We start from the raw sequence: 22,521 nt of genomic DNA, 5'->3' as shown, positions 1-22,521 counted from the left end.
GGGCAAGGTTCCGCATGTGGGTCAGTACGTTGCCACCGGGCTCGGGGCTTCATGGGTCGCCATTACGCTAACCCTTCTCTACGTTCGGCTCGGGGGACCGGCGTGCGGTGAGCAGCCAGAAAAGCCGTCCTAACTGCATTTGATCTGGCGCGCCCGGCGGGACTTGAACCCACGACCTTTGGCTCCGCAGGCCAACGCTCTATCCACTGAGCTACGGGCGCGCGCCATCGCGCCGGCCGCCGACAACGGTATTCTAGCAGTTTCTCCCTAGACCCGCCACGGCCCGGCTCGCCTGGGCGTGATACCCTCTCGCCTTGGAGCTCCTGTCACCGATCGATCACTCCAGCCTCTTCAAGAACTCGTCGTGGGTAAGGACCTCTCCGATGTACGGGAAGAACTTCTCCTCTACGTACTTCTGCTCTTCGGCCGTGATCGCGGCGCAGCAGTCCTTCAGCAGGAAGACCTTGTAGCCCTTGTCGTATGCGGACCGCGCCGTCCCCTCCACACAGACGTTGGTCAGGAAGCCGCAGAACGCGACGTTCCTGATGCAGTTGACCCGCAGCAGGAAGTCGAGGTTGCTGGAGTGGAACGCATCCAGGGTCCGCTTACCGTCAACAACGATGTCCGGCTTCGTGGGGGTCAGCTCCTCGATTATCTCCCCGCCCCAGGTGCCCTTCCGGAACGCCTTGGCGCTCATCGCGTTTACGTGGATCGGCCCGAGCACTCCCTCGCACCCGGCGTCGCAGTAGTCCTGCTCGAACAGGATCGGAACGAGCAGCGTCAGGCACTTGCCCCGCGCCTTCTGGATGCAGTCCTGGGCGTTGGCGATGGTGTTCTGCGTGGCGATCTGGTCCCGCACCGCCTCGTAGAGGCCTCCGCCCGGCTTGCAGAAGTCGTTCTGGAACTCGATGAAGACAATCGCGGTCTCCTTGGCGTTCATGGCGTCCTCCTTTCTATAAGGTGGCCGGCCTCAGCGCTGGCCTATCCGTCTGCTAGGCCGCGTTTGGGTCGTCCTGCCAGAGCGCGAAGACGTTCATCTGTGGATCGGCCAGCACGCAGAACCAGCCCATCTTGGGAACAGGCGACTTCGGCCGCAGGACCTGGCCGCCGAGGGCTTTCACCTGCTCAACGGTTGCGTCAACCGACTCCACCGAGACGTAGTTCAGCCAGGCGCGGGCATCGGGCGTGGGCCGCTTCATCATGCCCCCGTTGACGCCGCCGGGCTGTGTCGGCATCCCCCTCTCGTCGGAGGGGACGGTGTAGATCATCCAGTAGTCCATCTCGGGCGACTTGTCGATCTTCCACCCGAACACTTCCCTGTAGAAGCCCGCGAGCTTCTCTGGTTCGTCGCCGTAGATCTCGAAGTGCACCACCGTGCTCGGCATAATCATCTCCTCCCTCTAGTGCGGCCCACCGCCATCGGAGATCTCCACGAACTCGACCTCGGCATCAGGGTCAGAGGCCTCGCTCACCACGAGCACCAGGGCGGTAAGGGACTCCGCGACGTCATGGCCATCCAGGATTATGCTCAGAGGGTCCTGGAGGGCCTGCACGGACGGGATCCGCGACTCGGCGTACTGCTCGTCCCACTTCTTATTCACTGACCTCTTCCTCCCACACCTACCTCCAGGCAGCCAGCAGCGCTCCCATCACGATCAGCGATACGAGCGGATAGCCGGCGTTGATCGCGTAAAGCCGGCACGGCCGGCCCTCGAACAGGTAGTTGGCGCCCACGGTCGTGGCCACGAAGCCCAGCCATGCGAGCAGCCCGATCGCGGCGCCGCCGAAGAGCGACTGGACCTTGGCGTACCAGAGGATCCGCGCGAGCGCGTAGGCCATCACGAGCGACGCGACGAACGTCCAGGAGTAGGCCCGCCGGGCGCCCGCCGCGCGCTTCTCAGCGTCCTCGGGGCGGATGCCGACGAGCTCCATCCAACCCTTGCCGAACAGCGATGGGGAGTACCACAGGGCCCCTATCGCCATGTTGACTATCGCCGCCACGAGCACGGCCAGGTAGTTGACGCTCTCCACTAGGGCTCACCTCCTGGGGTCTGCCGGCTGGGATCGCACAATGTTGCCACGGCCTGATGACGCACTCGCAGCAAAGTGCCGGGGTGGTGTGTAGAGCCCTGGCGGAGGAGGTGGGATTCGAACCCACGAGGCGGGCTCAACACCCGCCCACCCGCTTAGCAGGCGGGCCGGTTACCAGGCTACCGTACTCCTCCGCGAAGCGCGCTACTTGTGAAGCGTAGCACAACGCCTGTGAAGGTGGAAGGGACCCCCGGCGGCAAGATCAGGTGACTCGATTGGGGGTTCCATCTCGGCGGAGGAAAGGCCCTTCGGCCGGCAGGAGGAAGAGGTGGGCTGTTGAACACACTCGGGCGCTGGTATCATAATAGGGACATGGTGTCCGTATCGTGACAAAACCAAGACCTGCCCGTGGACAACGCTGAGACCTGGCCCGGGACCACGCCGAGACCTGACCGTGGGCAACCGCAAGGCATGCTCGGACCGAAGCTCAACCTGGAGGTGAGTGGGTATGCGTAGGACGCGCACACGCACGGCCGTCACGTTTGGCGCGCTGATGGTCATCGTGCTGGCGGCCTCGTTCCTGACGCCCGCACGCTCGCAGGATATCGTCACCCTGCGATTCTCCAACTGGCACTTCGTCGAGACCGTCTGGGGCAAGTCGCTCCGCGAGGCGATCAACGTCTTCGAGAGCCAGAACCCCGGCATCCGGGTGACCCCCGAGCCCATCTCCTACGGCGAGAAGGAGCCACGCTATCAGGCCGAGTGCGCGGCCCGCAGGATGCCCGATGTCGTCAAGCTCCACAACTTCTCCCTCACCATGTTCTTCGAGCTGGGCTGCGCCGCGGACCTGACGCCGTTCGTCCAGAAGGAGAGGCCGGGCTTCATTGACGCCTGGGACCCGGCCGCCATCAAGGTCATGACCCACAGGGGCCGCCTGATGGCGCTCCCACAGGACTACATGTCCATGGTGATCATCTACAACCGCGAGATGTTCAAGGCCGCCGGGCTCGATCCCAACAAGCCGCCGAAGAACTGGGCGGAGTTCCTCGAGTACAACAAGCGCCTGACACGCGATACCGACGGCGACGGCCGCGTTGATCAGTGGGGCTTCAGCATACCGGCGGCCAAGGGTCCTGGTCTGCCGCTGCGCATCCTGCCGGTGGTCTGGAGCTTCGGCGCGGACATCCTGACGCCTGATGGCCGCCGCTCCGCGATGGACTCGCGGGAGTTTCGGGAGGCGTTCAACTACATCATCGAGCTGGTCACGGTTCACAAGGTCGTGCCCCCCGGCGTGACGACCTTCGGTCCCGGCGACGTGCGCACGCAGATGGCGCACCGCCGCGTCGCGATGAAGGTCGGCTCCGGCTGGTCCTACCCGATCATCAACGCAATCAACCCGGGCCTGAACGCCGCCGAGACGCTTGAGGCGGCGCCGATGCCCGTGGGCAAGACGCAGATCTCGGCCGCCTGGCTCTCGGGATGGCTGATGAGCCCGCATACCCGGCATCCCGAGGCCGCCTGGAAGTTCATCAGGTTCCTGGGCAGCAAGGAGATCGAGAAGAAGTTCTTCTACGACAACCGGGTGATCTCGTCCCGCAAGGACGTGAACTCGCTCCCCATGGTGCAGACCGACAAGTTCTCCCGCGTCATCTGGGCGCAGACCAAGCACGCCCGCCTCGAGCCGCTGATCAAGGAGTGGCCCGAGATCTTCGACGCGTTTGCCACGGCGCTCCAGGAGGCGATGACGGGCGCGAAGGCCACTGATCGGGCGCTTTCGGACGCGCACGCGCGCGTGAACTCGATCCTGGGGGCGCGGTAGGAGGAAGCGCGAAGCCGCAGAACTGCAACGCCATGATGACCGGGGGGCCAGCCGTACCGGCCCCCCGGGGCTTCCAAAGGATAGAAGTCAGCAAAAGGATGGCAAGGTGAAGCGTCCGCTGGGGCTCCCCCGACTGCGCGACCGGCACATGGGCTACGTCTTCGTGGCCCCTACCCTGGTCCTGCTCGTGGCGGTCCTGGCTTACCCCGCCTACCACAGTCTGCGGTTCAGTCTCAGTCCGCGCGGCTCAGCCGGGGCAGGCCTGACACTGGTTCAGTACCTGACGCTCTTCCGGGACGGCCTTTTCCACCAGGTGGTGTGGCAGACCGTCCTGTTCGTTGCGGCCAGTGTCGCGCTGCATGTTGTCCTTGGGCTGGCCGTGGCCCTGGCGGTGAACCGGCCGCTGTGGGGCAGGACGGCCTTCCGCATACTGGCCCTCCTGCCCTGGGTAGTGCCCGACGTTGTGGCAGGGATCGTATGGAAGTGGGTGCTCAACCCTCTCTACGGGGTGTTGAACGACGCGCTGTTCCGCATCGGGGCCATCGCCAACCCGCTGGAGTGGCTGACGGACCCGCGGTTGGTGATGCCGAGCGTCATACTCGCGAACGTCTGGCGCGGGTTTCCCTTCGTGATGATCATCTTCCTCGCCGGGCTGCAGAGCATCCCAACGGAGCTCTACGAGGCGGCCGCAATAGACGGGGCCGGGACGGTGAAGCGGTTCAGGTTTGTGACGCTGCCCGGGCTCCGGCGGGTCATGATCGTGGCCCTGGCGCTGGACACGATCTGGGAGGCCCGCCGGTTCGGGCTCGTACAGGCGATGACTGGCGGAGGACCCGGCACGCTGACCGAGGTCCTCTCCACGCAGGTATTCAAGCAGTACTTCCAGTTCTTCAAGTTCGAGTACGCGTCCGCGATGGCCATCGCCATGACGGGGCTGTTGCTCCTCGTGTCGATCCCTTACGTGCGGATGGTCGTCCGCCAGGAGTAATGGGGGCAGGGTTGAGTGAATCGTGAGGATGCTGGCGCGGGGTTCCGCCTGAGATGACCGACTCGCCCATCCTATACAGCCGCTCGCGGCTGGTGCTCTCCGGCGTGTACGCCTTCGCCGCCCTGGTCGGCATCTTCGTCTTCTTCCCGTTCGTCTGGATGATACTGACGTCGCTCAAGACGGAGACAGAGGCGCTGCGCATCCCCGTGATATGGTTCCCGGAGCGCGCGACCATCGAGGCCTACACCACGATGTGGGTGAGGAAGAACTACGCGACCTACTTCCTCAACAGCACGATCGTCTCGACTACGACCGCCCTGATCTCGACGCTGCTGGGCGCGATGGCGGGCTATGGCTTCTCGCGCTTCGCCCTGCGCGGCCGCGGCTTCCTGATGGGCCTAGTCCTCACCACGCAGATGCTCCCCGGGGTCCTGGTGGTGGGGCCCTACTTCCGGATCCTCTCGGAGGTAGGTCTCTACGACACCCGCACAGGGCTGATAATCGCCTTCCTGACGATCTGCCTGCCGTTCGCCACCTGGATGCTCAAGGGATTCATAGATGGGATCCCGACCGAACTGGACGAGGCCGCGACCGTGGACGGGTGCGGCAGGTTCGCCATCTTCTTTCGGATCGTGCTGCCGCTCGTGAGGCCGGGAATGGTGGCGACGATGCTCTTCGCCTTCCTGCTCGCCTGGGGAGACCTGCTGTGGGTGGCGACCCTGACGCACAGCGAGGGTATGGTGACGGTCACGCTGGCGATCGCGCGGACCGTTCAGGAGTTCTACGTCGCCTGGCCCGAGCTGATGGCCGGCGCGCTCCTGGGAGGGTTTCCAGGGATAGTCTTGTACCTGCTCATGCAGCGGTGGCTGGTTGCCGGGCTGACCGCGGGCGCTGTGAAGCAGTAGGGACACGACGGTTGGGGCGCCCGCACGGAAGGCGGGCTGCCGAGACGGATGCCGCTGGGGGGCTGCATATGCTGGGTGTCGTGAAGGTCGGACGCGGCAAGGGGCTCGTGGAGCTGCGCGAGTTGGAGGAGCCGTCGCCTGGCCCCGGCGAGGTGAAGATACGGGTGGGCGCAGCGGCCATCTGCGGGAGTGACCTCCACATATGGCGCGACGCTCATCCCTACTGGCCGCCGGTTGTGCTGGGACACGAGTTTGCAGGGACGGTGAGCGCGCTCGGTGAGGGAGTGACGGGATACGCCGTCGGAGACCGCGTTGTCTCCGAAACCAGCACCGGGAGCTGCGGTGTCTGCTTCCTGTGCAGGAGCGGCAACAGGCACATCTGCCCTGACAAGCGGGCCGCCGGCATCGGCCAGAACGGCGCCTTCGCCAAATACGTCATCATGCCCGCCGGACTGCTGCATCGGATCCCGGATGGGCTCGGGCTCGAGGAGGCCGCGCTCGGCGAGCCGACGGCGATCGCCGTCCACTCGGTGATGGAGCGCGTCGGGGTACGCGCCGGCGAGAGCGTGGTCATCACCGGGCCAGGACCGATCGGGCTGCTCTGCCTCCAGGTGGCGCGTGCTTCGGGCGCAGGACCGATAGTCGTCGGCGGCACGCCGGCCGATCTGCCGCTGCGCCTTCCTGTCGCGGCGGCTACGGGAGCGGACATCGTCGTCAACGTCGCCGAGGAGGACCTGGTGGAGAGGGTGATGACCCTGACCGGTGGTGCCGGCGCCGACCTCGCGATCGAGGCCTCGGGCTCCGCCGCAGCCGTGGAGATGCTGCCCCGCCTCGTTCGGCGGCTCGGGAGGATCTGCGTGCTGGGTGTCACAGGGCGGCCCTCCGTGCAGTTCCCGTGGGATGCGGCCGTGTTCCGGGGGCTGGAGGTGCAGTTCTCGTTCAGCAGCCGGCACACGAGCTGGACCACCGCGCTCCGGCTGATGGGCTCGGGCCGAGTGAGGGCGCGGCCGCTGATCTCGATGGAGGTTCCGCTAGAGCGATGGCAGGAGGCGTTCGAGGCCCAGGCAGAGGGGCGCGCGATCAAGGCCCTGCTCATGCCCGGGGCGAGCGGGTGAGCCGGAGGGAAGCGTCATGAACCTCGAGGGGCGTAAGGCAATCGTCACCGGCGCGGGAAGGGGGATCGGCCGCGCGGTCGCGCTGCGACTGGCCTCCGAGGGTGCCGCGGTGCTCGCAAGCGACGTGGACGCCGCAGCCGCAGCGGCCGTGGCCGAGACGATCAGGGCGCGCGGCCATCGGGCGATCTCCGCAGCAGCCGATGTCTCGGATTGGGACGCCGTGGTGCGCACGGTCGAGGCCGCGCGCTCCGAGTTCGGCGGCCTGGAGATCCTGGTGAACAACGCGGGCATCATCCGCAGGGGGAATCTCGAGTCTATGACCCTCGACGATTGGCACCGCGTGATCGCCGTCAACCTGACGGGCACCTTCTACTGTTGCAAGGCCGCGACCCCGCTCCTGAGGGAGGCCGGTTGGGGGAGGATCATCAACATCACCTCCATCGCCGGGAAGATGGGCGACATCGCCTCGGCCCCGGGCTACGGGCCTTCCAAGGCGGGTGTAATCGCTCTCACCAAGTCGCTCGCCCGCGAGCTGGCTCCGGCGGGCATTACGGTCAACGCCGTGGCTCCGCACGCCGTCCTGACCGAGATGAGCGCAGAGTGGCCGGCCGAGAAGCGCGCGGCGATCCTGGCAGGTATCCCGCTGGGCCGGCTGGGCACGGTGGACGAGGTGGCCGCTGCTGTTGCGTTCCTGGCGTCGGAGGAGGCCGGGTTTATCACAGGCGAGACCCTGGACGTGAACGGTGGGGCATGGATGGATTGAGGGCGCCCGAGGGAGCGCACGGGTGGATCTAGGAGGATACAGGCAGCATGACCAGACGCTACGCAGCATGGGACCTCCGTGAGTTCGTGGCATCTGCGCTTGGATCGGCGGGCGCGCGGCCAGACGACGCCGGGCTCGTCGCCGAGGGCCTGGTGGCCGCCGACCTGCGCGGAGTGCACACGCACGGAGTGCTACGTGCCGGGATATACGTAACGCGGCTGCGGGCCGGCTCGATCAACCCCAACGCCTCGCTGGCCGTGGTCCGGAACACCGGCCCGGTGGTCGTGGTGGACGCCGGGGCCGGGTTCGGCATCGCGATGGCGGCCAGGGCGATGGACCTGGCAGCGGATCGGGCAGCAGCGGGCGGCGCCGGCTTCGTGGGCGTCCGCAACAGCAACCACTGCGGCATGCTGGCCTGGCTGGCGATGCGCGCGGTCGCCCGCGGAATGGTCGGCATGGTCATCAGCAACGCCGACTCCCAGGTCGCGCCCTGGGGCACCCGCGCCAAGTACCTGGGCACCAACCCGCTGGCGATCGCCGTGCCGGCCGCGGAGGAACCTCCGCTGGTCCTGGACATGGCCACAAGCGTCGTCCCCCACGCCCGGATCCAGGCGGCACAATCGCGCGGAGAGAGGATCGAGCCCGGGTGGGCGCTGGACTCGGAGGGACGGTCCACCACAGATCCCGCGACCGCGCTGCGCGGGGCGCTGCTGCCGTTCGGGGGTCCCAAGGGCTCAGGGATCTCTCTCATGATAGACGTGCTCGCAGGGCTGCTGACAGGAGCCCTTTCAGGACCGGCGATCGCACCTCTCTACGAGCAGCTCGACAGGCCCCAGGGTGCCGGCCACCTCATGCTGGCGCTGTTGGTCGAGGCCTTCGGGTCGAGGGCGGAGTTCGCCCGGCGCGTGGACCAACTGATAAGGGAGATCAGATCCCTGCCTCCTGCCGAGGGGTATGACCGGGTCTACCTGCCCGGTGAGATAGAGCACGAGAGGACGCTGGAGTATATGCGGGACGGAATCCCCCTGCCGGACCACGTGATCGAGGCCACTGGGCGTCTGGCCGCCGAGGTCGGCGTGGACGCCCCGCGGCCGCTGTGAGGGACGGACTGCACGCAACACCGGAGGCGCTGGGACGATGACGCGAGGAAGTCGCAGCAGCACGATCGCTCGTAACTCAGTTCAGTCGGTTGATCGCGCGATGGCAATACTCGAGGCGATGGGCCGCGCAGGCCGCTCCCTCTCGGCCAAGGAGATCAGCGCGCTGGTATCGCTGCCGAGGCCTACTGTCTACCGTCTGCTCGGCGCCCTCGGCGGCCATGGCGCGGTCGCCGCGACCGACGGAGGATTCGTTATCGGATCACGCATCCTCTGGCTCGCGGCACAGCGGCTCGAGCAGACGGAGCTGCGCGCCGCCAGCCGGCCGCACGTGCTCGACCTGCGCGATGATACCGGTTTGACCGTGCACATGGGAGTCCTCGAACAGGGGCAGGTCGTCTACATCGAGAAGGCAGAGCCGCCCGGGCCGTTCCGCATGGCATCTGCCATCGGCAGGATAATGCCGGCCCACTGCACCTCGCTGGGCAAGGCAATGCTCGCCTGCATGCCGCCCGATGCTGTGCAGGGAATCCTCCACACGGTCGGCATGCCCCGCCGGACTCCCAGGACGATCACAGATCCCGAGCGGATGACGGCCGAGCTTGCCGCCACCCGCGCACGGGGATACGCCATAGACAACATAGAGAACGAGGAGGGTATCCGCTGCGTGGGCGCCCCGATCTTCGACCATCGGGGCGCGGTGGCAGGCGCGATCAGCCTGTCTGGTTCCACGAAGAACATCACGCTTGAGCGGATCAGGCGGGAGCTGGGGCCGCGTGTGCGCGAGGCGGCCATACGGATCTCTCGCGCGCTGGGATGGGCTGGAGAGGGGGTCCCGGCAGGGCATGCGTAGCGGCAGAGGCGGGTTGTAGGTGGGCGGGTTGTAGGTGGGCGCGTTGCCGGAGATAGTAGCCCTGGGCGAGCCGATGGTCGAGTTCGCTGCCGCGGAGCGCGGCAGGCTCGGCGATGTGACCGTGTTCCATCGCGGCTTCGGCGGCGATACCTCGAACTTCATCGTGGCCGCGGCCCGGCTGGGTGCTTCCACGGGCTACATCACCAGGGTCGGCGGCGACGAGTTCGGCAGGTCGTTCCTCGATATGTGGCGCAGGGAGGGCGTGGACGCCTCGCGCGTCGTCGTTGAGCCCGAGGGGTTCACCGCGGTCTACTTCATCTCACAAAGGCAGGAAGGCGGGCACGACTTCACCTACTACCGCGCCGCGTCGGCCGCCAGCCGCCTCTGCCCCGAGGATGTGGACCCAGGATACCTGGCCGGGGCCCGGCTCTTCCACACGAGCGGGATCTCCCAGGCCATCTCTGAGTCGAGCCGGGCCGCTGTAGACGCGGCGATCGATAGGGCGAGGGGGGGCGGGGCGCTGGTGAGCTATGACGCCAACATCCGGCCCAAGCTGTGGCCGCTCTCCGTTGCGCGCGCGGCCTCGGGGAGCGTCATCCCACGGGCCGACGTCGTCTTCATGAGCACAGAGGACGCAGGCCACCTGTACGGCGACGAGCCGGTCGAGGATGTGGCCCGGCGCCTGGCAGCCGCGGGCCCGCGCCTGGTCATCATCAAGATGGGGGCCGGCGGCTGCATGGTCGTCTCTTCGGAGGGCGCCGCCGTGAAGGTCCGGGCCTGCAAGGTGGATGTACTTGATGCAACCGGTGCGGGCGATGCGTTCGCCGCAGCCTTCCTCGTCGAGTGGCTGCGCGGAGCCACCCCGGAGCGCGCGGCCTTCTTTGCCAACGCCGTGGGCGCGCTCACCACGACCGGGCTTGGCGCGGTCGCCCCAATCCCGACGCGGCCGCGCGTGGAAGCGTTTCTGGCCGGGCGCTAGCCCGCGAACCGCTCCAGGATCAGCGCGATGTGCTTGATCCCCTGGATGTAGTCCGCCAGCCGGATGTTCTCGTTCGGCCCGTGGCTGTTCCCCTTGGCATGGCCTATGCCCGTGCCTACGGCCGGCATGCCGGACTGCCCGCACACGGCGTGCATCGGCCCGGTCGCCGCCATGGTGGGGAGGATGATCGGAGCGTGGCCGTAGACCTCCTCGGCGGCCTCGGCGACGACTTCCACGATCGGCGCGTCAAACGGCGTCTTGTAGGGGTCTTCGAGCCCGAACGCGCGCACCGTGACGTCGCCGTACGCCTCGCGGCGCAGGTGCTCGCGAAGCATGGCTACGATCTCCTCTGCCCTCTGATTGGGCACGATCCGGAAATCAACCTTGGCGCTAGCCCTCCGCGGCAGCACCGTCTTCGATCCCGCTCCGGAGTAGCCCGCGGTGAGGCCGCAGATCGTGCAGGTGGGCCGGAACAGGTGGTGCTTGACGAGTTCGACGCCGGTCATGCCCTTCAGGAACATCTTGAGTCCCAGGTCGCGGCGGATCGTCTCGTCGTCGCGCGCCGCGGCTATGCGCTCCAGTTGGACCATCTCTGCCGGGCTGGGCTCGACCACGCCGTCGTAGAACCCGGGGATGCGAACCTGCTCGTCAGGTCCCTTGATGGTGGCCAGCGCCCACACGAGCCGCCAGGCCGGGTTGGGGATGGTCGCACCCGCCGAGGAGTGAAGGTCTCGGTTGGCTCCCTGCACCTCCAACTCGACGTAGCAGATGCCCTTCACGCCCAGGTAGATGTTCAGGACGTCACGATGATCCTTGGCGCCCGACTCCCAGATGCAGGCGTCGGCCCGTGCCAGTTCAGGCCGCTCCCGCAGGGTCTCGCCGAGGTGCGGGCTGCCGATCTCTTCCTCTCCCTCGATGATAAACTTGACGCCGACCGGCAGCCGGCCGCGCACGCGCAGCCAGGCCTCCACCGCGGCCAGGCGCGCCATGATGTTGCCCTTGGTATCCTGGGCGCCGCGGGCATAGAGACGGCCGTCGCGGATCTCGGCGGCGAACGGGTCCGAGGTCCACTCGTCGAGCGGGTCGGTCGGCTGGACGTCGTAGTGACCGTAGATCAGCAGCGTGCGCGGGCTACTGCCGGGGATCTCGGCCACCACGAGCGGCGGGCCGCCCAGGGATGGTTCCGTCCGCGCAGGGATACCCTTGGCCTGCATCTGCGCCACGAGCAGCGAGGCGCACTCTTCCAGGCCCACACCCTGCGCCGAGATGGACGGCTGGCGGCAGAGGCGCTGCAGGTCGTGGATGAACGCCTCGCCGTGCGAGTCAATGTAGCGGAAGAGGTCGTCCATTCGGCGCTCCCTACGGCGCCTTGCTCTTCTGCTCGACGAAGTTCAGCCGCAGATTGGTGATCAGCGCCTCGACCTCGCGGCGCTCGCGCTCCCCCACGCGGGGGCGGATGACGTCGGCCAGGGCCGCTGCGGCGTCAATCGCGATCTGCGCGTCGTCGAGCTTCCGCTCGACCTGCTTCGTCGCGGGATCCGGCACGAGCCCCATGGCCTGCCAGGCCCTCGCAGCCAGCAGGCTGAGGAACGTGCCCACAAGGGACATGGCGTCCGGCAGGGGATGGGGGCTGCCCTCGCCCTCGGGCTGGGGCTCGGACTCAGGTTGCGCGTGTTGCTCTGCCACGGCACTCACCCCACTCTGTCACGACGTTCGCCCCACGGCTGCCTTGGTCGTGCTCCGGCCTGTGAACCACTGAATCGCGGCTACCGCTGCAATGGCCGCGATCGCCACCGCGTCCTGGAGTCCTGCGGGGTAGATCAGCACCACACCGGCCGCGGCCAGCACCATCCGCTCAGGCAGCGCGCATCGCCTCAGGAACCAGCCCGTTATCCCTGCGGCCAGCGCGCTGAGACCGAACACGGCCGTGATGGTAACGTGCGCCACGGTCTGCCAGGGGGCCTGCAGCAGCAGTCCCATCCCGGACCTGTGGATGGTGAACATGAACGGCACCACGAACGCAGGCAGCGTGTACTTCCAGGCCATCATCATCGTACGGAACGGCCGGCCGCCAGTCAGCGCGGCCGCCGCCAGCGGTGACAGCCCCACGGGTGGCGAGACCTCCGAGAGGATCGAGTAGTAGAAGATGAACATGTGAGCGGCCAGCTCTGGGACGCCGAGTCTCGTCAGGGCCGGCGCGACGATCACCGCGGCGATGATGTATGTTGCGGTGATTGGCAGCGCCAGCCCCAGCACCCACAGGGCCACGGCCGCGAACAGCAGGGTGGGCAGCAGCATCCCACCCGCGTAGGTGATGATCACGTCTGAGATCTTGAGGCCCAGGCCCGTCAGGTTGACGACGCCGACCACGAGTCCGGCAGCGGCGCAGGTCGCGGCCACGTTGAGCACCTGCCGGCTCCCGTTGTCCAGGGCGGTGATCAGGCCGGCCGGGTCCACAACGATCCCCCCAAGGCGCAGCCCACCTCCGGGTGCGCGCAGCCCGCCCGCCGCTTGCAGTCCCCCGCCACCGGCCCCCACGCGGCGCACGGTCACCAGCGTGGTGTCGGGTCGCAGCAGGCTGGTGGCCGCCGCCACGATGATCGCCCAGAAGACCGCCTTGATAGCCGTGAAGCCAATCACCATGAACACTGGAATCAGAATCAGCGACGTGAGCAGATACCAGTAGCGCAGTACGAGCTGCCAGACGTTGCCCGCCGCGATCTCCACGGCCTTGAGGTCCATCCGCCGCGCGTCGAACTCGATCATCAGCATGATCGAGAAGTAGTACAGGATGGTTGGGATTATCGCCATGACGACGACCGTTAGGTATGAGATCTTCAACATCTCGGCGATTATGAACGCGGCGGCACCCAGGATCGGCGGTGAGATGACCGCGCCGATCCCCCCGGCCGACAGCAGGCCACCGGCCGACTCTCGATCGTACCCCGCGCGTTTCAACAGGGGGTAGGTGATGGCGCCTACGGACACGGTGGTGGCCACGCCGCTGCCCGATGGCCCGCCCAGCAGGAACGACGCGATGGTGACGGCCTGGCCCGGCCCGGTGCGGCGCCCCCGGGTTAGTGCCAGTGCCAGGTCCACGAAGAACCGCCCGGCTCCCGAGGCGTCCAGGACGGCCCCGTAGGTCGTGAACAGGATGATGAACGTCGCCGAGACCTGCAAGGGAACGCTGAAGAGCCCCTCCAGAGTGATGAAGAGCTGCCCGACGACCCGGACCAGGTCGTAGCCCCGATGGGTCCACGGCTCCGGCAGATACGGCCCGACGAACGCATAGACCAGAAAGACGATGACCAGGAGCATCAGGGCATTGCCGACCGTACGGCGCGTAGCCTCAAGCACCAGCAGGATCGTGATGATGCCGAAGGCCATGTCCAGCGTGGTGGGGATGTAGGACCGGTAGATGAAGGCTTCGAAGTCCACGAGGATGTATCCCAGGGATGCGATGCTTGCCACCGCGAGGACGACGTCCCAGAGGGCAGGGGCCTTCCGCTGGAGGGAGAGTCGTGTGCCCGGGTAGAGCAGGAAGCTCAGGACCATCACGAACATCAGGTGCCGCGCGAGGTGCACTTGAAGGATGAACGTCGCTGTGGCCGCGTACAGGTGGTAGAGGGACATCGCCACGGCCAGGGTGGTCACCAGGAGGCCCCAGCCGCCCGCGAGCCTGCGGGTCTTGCCCTCGTACTCCTCTACGATCTCTTTCAGTTCCTCTTCGGACTTGGGCAGGGCCGTTTCGTCGGGCTGCTGCATTGTGCCCCCCTCACTGCACCCAAAGGATCGCCCTGGGGACCCGTCTCAGCGTCAGGCGCGCCGCCTCCCCGACACCGATGCTGAAGAGGGGGAACTCCGCGCCGTCCACGGTGAGTCGCTGCTGGCCGGTCTGGCCGATGCGCGTGGTGAAGCCTTCAAGGGCAGGGCCGCGAGTCTTGGCCACCAGCAGCCCGGCGCGCGCCTCGTATGGTGGGTCCAGCCGGAGATACTCGAGCACCGCCTCCCTCGTCGTGGCGACCTCGACAAGCCGCAGCCTGCCGCCCTCCGCTACGAACAGTTCGGTCGTGGGTGCGTTGTGGATAGAGTTCGTGTAGCTGAGGTTGACGCGGGATCCCTCGCGGAGCGCAACCCGCCACAGCAGGCGCCCGGACCCAACATGGGTCACCTCCAGCGCGGGCTCCGGCAGCATCATCCAGGCGGCCCCGGCGGCAGCCAGCATCAGGGTGACCGCCGGGACCAGGCCGGCCCGTGCGCCCGAGGCGGTGGCGGCGCGGCCTGCCGCCGCGCCGATCGCGGCCTCAGGCCGTGTCCTCTTTTCGGGATGGCTAGAACCCTTCGACTCCTCGCTCCCTGAAGTACCTGACGGCCCCGGGGTGGAACGGCAGCGGCGAGCGCCCCGCCGCGCCGATCAGCGTGATGTTGGCCGCCTCTTTGTGCACCTGAGCCAGTTCAGGCCGCCGCTCGAAGAGGAGCTTCGTAATCTGATAGGCGAGTTCAGCGTCGAAGTCCGCGTGCGAGATCAGCAGGTTGGCGACGCCGATGGTCGGGGCGTCGGCGGGCATCCCGGGATAGAACTCCTTCATCACAACCGACCGAAAGTAGAGGTTGCCCCACTTGCGCTGCATGGCGGGCAGCAGGGCGTCCAGCGGCACCAGCCGGATCCGGATGCCCGGCGAGGCGGCCAGGTCCAGCACTGCGGCTGTGGGCAGCCCTCCGCTCCAGAAGAAGGCGTCCATCTTCTTGTCCTTGATGGCGTCGGCGGATGCAGCCGGGGAGAGGCGCTCCCTGCGGATGTCCCTATCCGGGTGGATGCCCGCCGCCTCCAGGATCCTCAGCGCGGTCACCTCGGTCCCGCTGCCTGGCGGGCCGACCGAGACGCGCTTGCCGCGAATGTCGCCGATGATCGTGATGCCGGTGCCGTCCACCGTCACCAGGTGGTTGAAGTTGTTGTAGAGCGGCGCCAGGGTCCGAATCGGCACAGGGCTGCCGCGGAACGCCTCCTCGCCCTTGATCGCGTCGTGGGCTGTATCCGCCAGGACAAATGCTAGGTCGGCCCGCTTGGCCTGCAGCAGCCGGATGTTGTCCACCGAAGCCGGCGTGACCTCGGCCGTGGCTGTCACGCCTGGGATGTGCTTGGAGATCAGCGACGCCAGGCCGCCGCCCATGGGGAAGTAAACGCCGCCGGTGGTCCCGGTGGCTATTGACAGGCGGACCGCGGGTCCTGCTGCGACCGGTCCCAGTCCTCCCGCGACAACGGCGGCCACCGTGATGGCAACCGCCAGACCTCTCACCCTGTACCCATCCAAGGCCAATCCCCCCCTCGGACCTCCGGATACCCTCAGACCTCTGGATACGCCGGGCGTTCGCAACCTGTTCAGGCCCGGCGCACCAGGATCCCTCTTCTGGCGCCGGACTTCTCTCTTGGTGCGCGTCTTACCTCTTGGACGGCAGGATGCCGCCTACGGCTCAACCGCCTGGCGCACCGCCCGCACGTTCTCCTCAGGCGCGTCTATGGGTATCACGCATCCCGCGGTGACGACGAACCGCTTGCCCTGTGTCTGGGCAATGGCGTCCCGGACCTCCGCGGCCACCTGCTCGGGCGCGGCCCTGCCGATCGTGTCCATGGAGTCCACGCCGCCCGCGATCGTGCCCGAGAATTGCTCGCGTGCCTCCCGAAGCGTCGGCGGGGTGCGCCGGTCGTGCCAGTTGACTATCTGCACAGGATAGTCCACGAGCTGCTCGAACATGATTCGCTCGCCGTGGATGTGCAACATCACGACCTCGGCCTTGCGCGCGGCATCGAGCACGCGCAGGTCGTAGGGCCGTCCGAACTCCTCGTACTCCTCGATGGTCATGTATCCGGTGGAGGCACACTGGGTGGCCAGGAACAGGCCGTCGGCTCCCGAGGCGATGCACTCGGCCGCGAACTGGCCCGTGGCCTCGGTGATGATGTCGAGGCCTTCGTGCGTCTCGTCCACCGAGTCCCTCAGGTAGCGGAGCAGCGCGGTCTCGCCGGCCAGCGCGCGGGCGATAGAGAGCGGGCTGAAGACCGAGGCCAGGATGATCGCGTCCGGCAGCGCCTTTCGGAGTAACCGGATCGTCTTCAACTCGCGGCCGTGGGCTCCGGTGCTAATGTCCAGCCGCTTGAGCTTGGGCCAGTCGGTTTCCTTCTTGATCGGCCGCTCGGTGTAGTGCCGGACGCCTTCCCGGTTGGGCCTGTAGGTCGAGCGCAGGCCCCAGTCGTCGCCGTAGAAGGCGCTGGCCGGTGTGACCTTCAGGAAGTCCCAGTCGAAGGTCTTGAAGAACGCCGCGTGGGCCTGGGCCAGCGTCTCGGCCCGCTGGTCCTCTTGCGGGAAGTGCCGCCACAGGGCTACCGGCGGGCGGTCCACCGGATTGCCGTCAACAGCGGCATAGACCCGCTCGTGCTTCGTCACCTCTCACCTCTCCCTTCGTCCTTAGCCCGGCTTCTCGTATGCGACAGGATCGCGCGCAGCGCTTCCAGGGTTATGTTCCCGCCGCTCAGGATCAATCCGACCTTGCGGCCGGCGATGCGCTCACCCAGGCGTCGTGCCGCGGCCACAGGAGCCGCGCCGGCGTGCTCGGCGATCTGGCGGGTTGTATCGAGTAGGATTCGGATTCCGTCCTCCATTTCCTCGTCGCTGACCAGGACCATCTCGTCGAGCCCATCCCACAACATGGCCAGGGTGAGGGAAAACGGGGAGCGGGTGGCCAGCCCCTCGGCCCTGGTGGTCATCGTGTTCGTGCTGACGATTCGTCGCTCCCTCCACGAGCGCGTTACGGCAGGAGCGCCCTCGGCCTGCACGCCGACCAGCTCGATCCTCGGGTTGACCGCCTTGGCCGCGATTATGTGCCCGCTGGCTCCAGAGCCGCCACCGACCGGTACGATGACGACTTCCAGATCCGGCACCTCCTCGATCAACTCGAGACTTGCAATTCCGACCCCGGCGATGAGCAGCGGCTCGTTGCCCGAGTGCACATACCTGTACCCCTCGGCCGTCGCCGTTCGCTCTACCCACTCGCGGGCCTCGTCAAAGTCGCGGCCCACCTCGACGACCTCGGCGGCGAACTCGCGCATCGCCAGCACCTTGTCCGGGTTCGCACGCTCGGGCACTCCTATGATCGCGCGGACCCCGAAGATCTGCGCGGCCAGCGCGACGGACTGTCCGTGGTTTCCCGTGGAGGCGGCGATGACACCGCGCCGCCGCTCGTCTGCGGTCAGCCGCGATACCAGGTTGATGCCGCCGCGGATCTTGAACGCCCGGGTGGGGTTTGCGTTCTCGCACTTGACGAAGGCGCGGCAGCCCAGAAGCCGGTCGAGCGCGGGCGAGGTGACCACCGGCGTAGGGCGCAGGTACGGGGCGATTGCGCGCCTGGCAGAGAGCACATCCGCGAATCCTGGACGGCCGTCTCGTACCATGGGCCGCCTATCTCCTCACCGGGAAGTCCTCGACCAGGTAGAACCGGCCTTCCAGGTAGTCCACGGCTGCCATGCCCAGATTGGGAAGGCAGTCCACCTGGTCGCGCAGCACCGCGGTCTGGGCGACGTGCGCCCGGAACGCCAGCAGGACTATCGGATGGCTGACCACCAGGGTGGTGCGGCCGTATCCCACGTCGCCTATCGTGCGCAGCTCAGCGGTGATGCGTGCGGTGCCGTCGGCGAGGGACTCACCATCCATCGAGGTCCGGTAGCTCTCGAAGAGCCGGTCCGCCCAGTCTGCCCATGCCTGCGCGTCGGTGAGCGCAGCCGCGGTCTTGATCTCGTCCAGCCCTTCGCGCAGGGTGACCGGCACGCCTCGGGCCTGGCTGATTACCTCCGCGGTTTCCCGTGCGGGTTGCCGGGGGCTGGCCACGATTGCATCGAAGCGCGGCAGTGTGGCCGCCGTCATCTCCACGTCCCGCAGGCCCTCGGTCGCCAGCGGTGGCTCTCCTCCGGCAACCCGCGTCCAATCCACGGCACCGTGCCTCAGTAGCAGCAGGCGCGTCCTCACCGGTTCCAGAAACAGGGGTTCCACGGCGGTTAGCTGCGGGTTGTCAGGGCCTCGAGATGGCGGGGGTGCAGGGTGAGGACCTCGCACCCGTCGTCCTTGACCAGGATCGTGTCGGTGTGGCGGAACACGTCCCCACCCTCGACGTGGATCCCCGGCCCGACCGACACCACCATGCCCGGTGCGAGAACCGTGTCATCGCCTTCTGCCAGGTAGGGAAGCTCATGGCGCCCAATTCCCAGCCCGTGCCCGGTCATGCGGGTGAACTGCGGACCACACCCGGCCTCTGCGACGACCGCTCTGGCAGCCCGGTCCACCTCCTGGCAGGGCACTCCGGGGCGAATCGCGGCGCGGGCCGCGGAGGCGGCGCGCAGTATCACCTCGAACAGGCGGCGCTGGTCGTCTGAGGCGGTCTCGATCAGAACCGTTCGTTCTGCCTCGGCATGGTATCCGTCCACGGTGCAGACCGCGGAGCAGATCAAAGCGTCGCCGGCGGCCAGCGCACGACCCGCGGCCGGTGAGTGCGGCCAGGGCGCGTTCGGCCCGGCCGCAGGGTGCGATGCCGCGGTTACACGGAGCTCTGGGTGCCGCGCGGCGCCCGCGCGCACCATCGCGGCAGTGGCCTCGATGCCGATCACCGGTATTGTGTTCCCAGGGCGGCACTCCGCGATGCCCGCGCCGATCCCGTGATCCGCCAATCCGGCGGCGACGCGGATGAGCTCCATCTCACCCGCATCCTTTACCATCCGCATCTCTTCGACGATCCCGCGGGTAGGCACGACCTGGGCCGGGATGCGACTGCGCAGAGTGAAGAACCCCTCTGCCGAGAGCCCCTCCGACTCGAGCCCGATCGGCCCTGAGGTGCCCAACTCCTTGAGCGCCTCGAGGGCGACGGCAAGCGCCAGGTGCAGGTGCGTGAAGCCTCTCTGCCTGCCGTACTGCCGGTCCGAGTAGGTGAGGATGTCCCCGATCACCGAGGTGTCGCGGGCGCGCGCCTCCTCGAGTTCCGGGACAACGAGCACCGGGTTCTCGCTGACCACAACCACGACCGGCAGGGCACAGGTCTCGGTCGGGAACCGGCTCAGGTAGTAGGCGTTGGCCGGCGTCGTGACCAGCAAGCCAGCCAGGCCGTGGTCGCGCATCCGGGCGGTGGCGGATTCCAGCCGGTTCATTGATGACACGGACCTTCCTTCAGCGCAACTCGCGCTTGAAGTGGTGCATGTAGGGGGCGAATCCCAGCCGCGTCCAGAACGCCACCGCCTCCTCGTTCAGAACGGCCACTGTCAGTTCCGCCGTAAGGGCGCCGCATTCCTGCATCCACACCAGGAGCGCTTCGACTATGCTGCGGCCGACTCCCCGCCGCCGGTACGGCTCGCACGTGACCACGTCGTGGAGATAGCCCCGCCGCCGTCGTTCGAAGAAAGCGGGCAGCATTGTGATCCGCCCGACACCGTAGCCAATCACCCTGCCGCCCTCCACGGCCACGACGGCGCGGGCATCCTCCCGGCCCAGCAGTCCCAGGATGAAGTTCTCGTACTCCTCCTGCCAGCGCCGGGACGGCCGAAATGCATCGTCGAGCCGGGTGTGGTGCGCCGCCAGTTCGCCCCAGATGGAGACGATTTCGCCCACGTCGCGGGCGGTTGCCGGCCGGACCTGGGTGTGCTTCATTGTCTCGATGGTTCGGCTGGAGTGTCCGGACTCCTCTGGGAGCGCGCCATTTGCTATTGTTGAAGGACCACTCGATCGGAGGTGTACGAGGAGCGGCATGAGCACGGCTCTGCGAATGGGTCTTTCCGAGACGGCGGCGTTTGCCCTGGAGACAGCGCGGGAGGCGGCGGCGCTGGTCATGGGCATCCTGCCGGAGTCCAGGGTGGAAAAGCAGGTCCGCCTCAAGACCGCCACCGATCTGGTAACGCGGGCCGATCACGAGGCCGAGCGGTTGATCGCGGCGCGCATCCGCGCGCGGTTCCCTGACCACGGGATGCTGGGCGAGGAAGGCACCACGAACGATGGAACAGGTCCCTGCTGGGTGGTGGATCCAGTGGATGGGACCGCCAACTTCGCGCACGGCGTCCCCTGGTTCGCGGTTTCGATCGCGCTGGAGTATCGCGGGGCGGTGCAGTGCGGCGTGATCGCGGTTCCGCCGCTTGACGAGTATTTCGTGGCAGAGCGCGGCCGGGGCGCCTACCTGCTGGCCGCCGGTGCCGAGCCCGTCAGGATGGAGGTCTCCGAGACAGCAGACCTGGGAGCGGCGCTCGTGGCAACCGGACTCCCGCGCGAGCCCGACCGCAGCTGGCACGTGCAAACCATCGGCCCCCTGATTCTGCGGTCGCTGGAGGTGCGGATCATGGGAGCGGCGGCGATCCATCTGGCATACCTGGCGGCAGGCCGCCTCGACGCCTTCTGGGAACCGGGGCTCCAGCCGTGGGATGTCGCGGCCGGAGTCCTCCTGGTGGAGGAGGCCGGAGGTAGGGTCAGCGACTGGTCAGGAAGGCCGCTGGTCTCGCTGAAGACCGAACTGCTGGCGTCCAACGGTCCGCTGCATCCTGCCATGGTGCAGGCGCTCGCAGGGTATTCGCGCGCGCATTCCCCTGGTTAGCCCGCTGCTCCGCGTCCTGTCTTCGCCTGCGGCCGCCTCTGCGGCGCGCCCACCAGCCCGCGAGTGACAGCGGGCAGCTGGCCTATTCCTATGAGCACGAGCATTGCGTATGCGGTTCCGAAAGCGACCGCAGAGCCAGGGCTTGGGTCTCCCAGCAACGACACGAACAACCCAGGGTCTGCCAGCGCCGCGACCGCTGCGTGGATCGTGATCACCAGGGGCGCGCAGACCAGGATCAATGCCCACCACGCCCCCGGCGTGCCCCGCGAACCCACGACCCACGACGGCGCCAGATGGTCGAGGTTGACCCCGTCGTGAGCGCGGCGCAGCGCGAGGATGCGCCGCAGCCGGAAGAGCGCCATCACGGTGAGGACGCCGGCGAGAACCGGGAAGAGACGCGCGAGATCGTCCAGGCCCAGTGGTACGGACCAGGGGAACGAGTTCACCCTGGCCAGGTGTTCCTTGAGGTCGCGCCCTCTGGCGGCCAGCTCGGCGGAGCGGGCCTGCAGTTCCGGTTGGCGGCTCCTGAGTGCGGCCGCCGCGGTCGCGATCCGGCGATCGAACGCCCTCCTGGCCTGTTCGATCTCCCGCAAGACCTCCTCCGCGCGCGGCGACGCCGCACCAAAGGTCGCTCCGGGTTCGTCCCACTTATTCCAGAAGGCGGGATCAGCAGCGAGCGCCTCACGCAGCGCCTCGTTGAGGGCCAGGACATGGCGTCCCAGGTCCTGCTCCGCGGCGCGGAGTGCTTCCGCTATTTCGGCCGGAGGGTTCTGAAGAGCCCGCAGAGGTCCAAAAGCGCCATCCAGCGCGACGCCCAGCGTCTCAACCTGCTTTCCGATCTGCTGCCTGATCGCCTCTTCGAGCGGCGTCGGCTCGGCGGCACCGGCACGGCTCCGGGTGACAAGATCCGCGATGGCGTGCCGCAGCGCGGCCGGCCCTGAGTCCAGCGCGTCCCGGAACTCAACGAGCGCGCCCGCGGCCTTCGCCGCCGCATCCAGGGCCGCCTCTGTTGCGGCCTTCTCGTGCTGGATGCGGGCGCGGGCATCGGCGACGAGGGGCACGGCCGCCCGGGTCTGCAGAAACGGCAGTACCGCTGCCACGTACAATAGCGATATCACCACCAGCACTGTGCCGAAGAAGGCATGAAAGGCCCGAACCTCGGCGGCGTAGGCGGCAATCGCGCGTTCGCGGTCAGATAGCTCGGGCACGGCGCGCCTCCTGGCAGTTGTTTGTGGACCCCTGGAAGGATGTTGGCTGCTCGGCGGGCCGATGCCTGCCGCAGACCCCTGTGGCCGCGCACTTCCTGCGGCGTTTCTCTGACTGCGGGTTGACATCACGATCAGTCCCGCATACCCTCGTT

Annotated in this window: 24 protein-coding genes and 2 tRNA genes; 9 read left to right on the top strand and 17 right to left on the bottom strand. The window is 67.5% G+C overall.

The genetic code is table 11. From position 1 onward, the window contains the following. Positions 1-145 precede the first annotated feature (145 nt). The 6 genes from FJX73_09235 to FJX73_09210 form a co-directional block, all read right to left on the bottom strand. Positions 146-221: transfer RNA gene (locus FJX73_09235), tRNA-Arg, on the bottom strand. A gap of 116 nt (positions 222-337) precedes the next feature. After that, positions 338-940 carry a cysteine hydrolase gene (locus FJX73_09230; protein MBM3470959.1) on the bottom strand — a complete coding sequence of 201 codons (603 nt, stop codon included), beginning with the start codon at positions 938-940 and terminating at the stop codon, positions 338-340. A 52-nt stretch (positions 941-992) separates the two neighbouring features. Next, entirely contained in the window at positions 993-1,391 is a 399-nt protein-coding gene (locus FJX73_09225) for a VOC family protein (protein MBM3470958.1), read from the bottom strand. 9 nt (positions 1,392-1,400) lie between these two features. Next, on the bottom strand, positions 1,401-1,601 hold the full coding sequence (locus FJX73_09220; GenBank protein MBM3470957.1) for a hypothetical protein: 201 nt from the start codon (positions 1,599-1,601) through the stop codon (positions 1,401-1,403). A gap of 19 nt (positions 1,602-1,620) precedes the next feature. Continuing rightward, positions 1,621-2,031 carry a DUF1761 domain-containing protein gene (locus FJX73_09215; GenBank protein ID MBM3470956.1) on the bottom strand — a complete coding sequence of 137 codons (411 nt, stop codon included), beginning with the start codon at positions 2,029-2,031 and terminating at the stop codon, positions 1,621-1,623. A 99-nt stretch (positions 2,032-2,130) separates the two neighbouring features. Further along, a tRNA-Ser gene (locus tag FJX73_09210) sits at positions 2,131-2,225 on the bottom strand. A gap of 314 nt (positions 2,226-2,539) precedes the next feature. Here FJX73_09210 and FJX73_09205 point away from each other — a divergent pair. From FJX73_09205 to FJX73_09170, 8 genes are all read left to right on the top strand, one after another. Further along, complete coding sequence (locus FJX73_09205; protein MBM3470955.1) at positions 2,540-3,850, top strand: sugar ABC transporter substrate-binding protein; 1,311 nt, start codon at positions 2,540-2,542, stop codon at positions 3,848-3,850. A 106-nt stretch (positions 3,851-3,956) separates the two neighbouring features. Beyond that, positions 3,957-4,838, top strand: coding sequence for a sugar ABC transporter permease (locus FJX73_09200; protein ID MBM3470954.1), 882 nt, complete (start codon positions 3,957-3,959; stop codon positions 4,836-4,838). A gap of 53 nt (positions 4,839-4,891) precedes the next feature. Beyond that, positions 4,892-5,743 (top strand): carbohydrate ABC transporter permease, encoded by an 852-nt coding sequence (locus FJX73_09195; GenBank protein ID MBM3470953.1) that lies wholly within the window; start codon positions 4,892-4,894, stop codon positions 5,741-5,743. 68 nt (positions 5,744-5,811) lie between these two features. After that, positions 5,812-6,858, top strand: coding sequence for a zinc-binding dehydrogenase (locus FJX73_09190; GenBank protein ID MBM3470952.1), 1,047 nt, complete (start codon positions 5,812-5,814; stop codon positions 6,856-6,858). 16 nt (positions 6,859-6,874) lie between these two features. Next, positions 6,875-7,621, top strand: coding sequence for a 3-oxoacyl-ACP reductase FabG (locus FJX73_09185; GenBank protein MBM3470951.1), 747 nt, complete (start codon positions 6,875-6,877; stop codon positions 7,619-7,621). A 47-nt stretch (positions 7,622-7,668) separates the two neighbouring features. After that, positions 7,669-8,721, top strand: a complete 1,053-nt coding sequence (locus tag FJX73_09180; protein MBM3470950.1) for an Ldh family oxidoreductase — start codon at positions 7,669-7,671, stop codon at positions 8,719-8,721. Positions 8,722-8,758: 37 nt separating this feature from the next. Then, positions 8,759-9,571, top strand: coding sequence for an IclR family transcriptional regulator (locus FJX73_09175; protein MBM3470949.1), 813 nt, complete (start codon positions 8,759-8,761; stop codon positions 9,569-9,571). Between the two features lie 43 nt (positions 9,572-9,614). Next, a complete protein-coding gene (locus FJX73_09170; GenBank protein MBM3470948.1) occupies positions 9,615-10,550 on the top strand; it encodes a sugar kinase in 936 nt (311 codons plus the stop codon). Here FJX73_09170 and FJX73_09165 read toward each other — a convergent pair. The 10 genes from FJX73_09165 to FJX73_09120 all read right to left on the bottom strand — a co-directional run bounded on the left by FJX73_09165 (position 10,547) and on the right by FJX73_09120 (position 20,416). After that, on the bottom strand, positions 10,547-11,899 hold the full coding sequence (locus tag FJX73_09165; protein ID MBM3470947.1) for a M20/M25/M40 family metallo-hydrolase: 1,353 nt from the start codon (positions 11,897-11,899) through the stop codon (positions 10,547-10,549). The genes FJX73_09170 and FJX73_09165 overlap by 4 nt on opposite strands. 10 nt (positions 11,900-11,909) lie before the next feature. Next, the gene (locus tag FJX73_09160) at positions 11,910-12,236 is read right to left on the bottom strand and encodes a DUF1844 domain-containing protein (GenBank protein MBM3470946.1); all 327 of its coding nucleotides are present in this window, start codon (positions 12,234-12,236) and stop codon (positions 11,910-11,912) included. Between the two features lie 18 nt (positions 12,237-12,254). Beyond that, on the bottom strand, positions 12,255-14,315 hold the full coding sequence (locus tag FJX73_09155; protein ID MBM3470945.1) for a TRAP transporter fused permease subunit: 2,061 nt from the start codon (positions 14,313-14,315) through the stop codon (positions 12,255-12,257). 10 nt (positions 14,316-14,325) lie between these two features. After that, positions 14,326-14,775: a hypothetical protein gene (locus FJX73_09150; GenBank protein MBM3470944.1), complete on the bottom strand. Its 450-nt coding sequence runs from the start codon at positions 14,773-14,775 to the stop codon at positions 14,326-14,328. Positions 14,776-14,881: 106 nt separating this feature from the next. After that, positions 14,882-15,868: a TAXI family TRAP transporter solute-binding subunit gene (locus FJX73_09145; GenBank protein MBM3470943.1), complete on the bottom strand. Its 987-nt coding sequence runs from the start codon at positions 15,866-15,868 to the stop codon at positions 14,882-14,884. A gap of 147 nt (positions 15,869-16,015) precedes the next feature. Then, complete coding sequence (locus FJX73_09140; protein MBM3470942.1) at positions 16,016-16,990, bottom strand: uroporphyrinogen decarboxylase; 975 nt, start codon at positions 16,988-16,990, stop codon at positions 16,016-16,018. Next, complete coding sequence (locus FJX73_09135; GenBank protein ID MBM3470941.1) at positions 16,987-17,994, bottom strand: threonine/serine dehydratase; 1,008 nt, start codon at positions 17,992-17,994, stop codon at positions 16,987-16,989. The genes FJX73_09140 and FJX73_09135 overlap by 4 nt, the downstream gene beginning before the upstream one ends. Before the next feature lie 7 nt (positions 17,995-18,001). Continuing rightward, positions 18,002-18,652 (bottom strand): histidine phosphatase family protein, encoded by a 651-nt coding sequence (locus tag FJX73_09130; protein MBM3470940.1) that lies wholly within the window; start codon positions 18,650-18,652, stop codon positions 18,002-18,004. Next, entirely contained in the window at positions 18,595-19,734 is a 1,140-nt protein-coding gene (locus FJX73_09125) for an aminopeptidase P family protein (protein ID MBM3470939.1), read from the bottom strand. Before FJX73_09125 ends, FJX73_09130 begins: the two co-directional genes overlap by 58 nt. A gap of 19 nt (positions 19,735-19,753) precedes the next feature. Continuing rightward, complete coding sequence (locus tag FJX73_09120; protein MBM3470938.1) at positions 19,754-20,416, bottom strand: GNAT family N-acetyltransferase; 663 nt, start codon at positions 20,414-20,416, stop codon at positions 19,754-19,756. Between FJX73_09120 and FJX73_09115 the strand changes: the two genes are divergently transcribed. Then, positions 20,346-21,161: an inositol monophosphatase gene (locus FJX73_09115; GenBank protein MBM3470937.1), complete on the top strand. Its 816-nt coding sequence runs from the start codon at positions 20,346-20,348 to the stop codon at positions 21,159-21,161. The two genes, FJX73_09120 and FJX73_09115, sit on opposite strands and share 71 nt — an antisense overlap. Here the strand turns inward: FJX73_09115 and FJX73_09110 are convergent. Further along, complete coding sequence (locus tag FJX73_09110) at positions 21,158-22,369, bottom strand: hypothetical protein (protein MBM3470936.1); 1,212 nt, start codon at positions 22,367-22,369, stop codon at positions 21,158-21,160. The two genes, FJX73_09115 and FJX73_09110, sit on opposite strands and share 4 nt — an antisense overlap. Positions 22,370-22,521: the final 152 nt, after the last annotated feature.

This window comes from Armatimonadota bacterium (assembly GCA_016869025.1).
In the GTDB taxonomy this organism is placed as follows: domain Bacteria; phylum Sysuimicrobiota; class Sysuimicrobiia; order Sysuimicrobiales; family Humicultoraceae; genus VGFA01.
The sequence above is the reverse complement of the archived record's forward strand: the minus strand, read 5'-3'. Positions and strand labels throughout refer to the sequence as shown.

Excerpts from the sequence above, each read along its gene's own strand:
- FJX73_09230 (MBM3470959.1), bottom strand. The coding sequence starts at position 940 with ATGAACGCCAAGGAGACCGCGATTGTCTTCATCGAGTTCCAGAACGAC.
- FJX73_09225 (MBM3470958.1), bottom strand. The coding sequence starts at position 1,391 with ATGATTATGCCGAGCACGGTGGTGCACTTCGAGATCTACGGCGACGAA.
- FJX73_09205 (MBM3470955.1), top strand. The coding sequence starts at position 2,540 with ATGCGTAGGACGCGCACACGCACGGCCGTCACGTTTGGCGCGCTGATG.
- FJX73_09195 (MBM3470953.1), top strand. The coding sequence starts at position 4,892 with ATGACCGACTCGCCCATCCTATACAGCCGCTCGCGGCTGGTGCTCTCC.
- FJX73_09190 (MBM3470952.1), top strand. The coding sequence starts at position 5,812 with ATGCTGGGTGTCGTGAAGGTCGGACGCGGCAAGGGGCTCGTGGAGCTG.
- FJX73_09185 (MBM3470951.1), top strand. The coding sequence starts at position 6,875 with ATGAACCTCGAGGGGCGTAAGGCAATCGTCACCGGCGCGGGAAGGGGG.
- FJX73_09180 (MBM3470950.1), top strand. The coding sequence starts at position 7,669 with ATGACCAGACGCTACGCAGCATGGGACCTCCGTGAGTTCGTGGCATCT.
- FJX73_09175 (MBM3470949.1), top strand. The coding sequence starts at position 8,759 with ATGACGCGAGGAAGTCGCAGCAGCACGATCGCTCGTAACTCAGTTCAG.
- FJX73_09165 (MBM3470947.1), bottom strand. The coding sequence starts at position 11,899 with ATGGACGACCTCTTCCGCTACATTGACTCGCACGGCGAGGCGTTCATC.
- FJX73_09155 (MBM3470945.1), bottom strand. The coding sequence starts at position 14,315 with ATGCAGCAGCCCGACGAAACGGCCCTGCCCAAGTCCGAAGAGGAACTG.
- FJX73_09150 (MBM3470944.1), bottom strand. The coding sequence starts at position 14,775 with ATGCTGGCTGCCGCCGGGGCCGCCTGGATGATGCTGCCGGAGCCCGCG.
- FJX73_09135 (MBM3470941.1), bottom strand. The coding sequence starts at position 17,994 with ATGGTACGAGACGGCCGTCCAGGATTCGCGGATGTGCTCTCTGCCAGG.
- FJX73_09125 (MBM3470939.1), bottom strand. The coding sequence starts at position 19,734 with ATGAACCGGCTGGAATCCGCCACCGCCCGGATGCGCGACCACGGCCTG.
- FJX73_09115 (MBM3470937.1), top strand. The coding sequence starts at position 20,346 with ATGGGTCTTTCCGAGACGGCGGCGTTTGCCCTGGAGACAGCGCGGGAG.
- FJX73_09120 (MBM3470938.1), bottom strand. The coding sequence starts at position 20,416 with ATGCCCATGACCAGCGCCGCCGCCTCCCGCGCTGTCTCCAGGGCAAAC.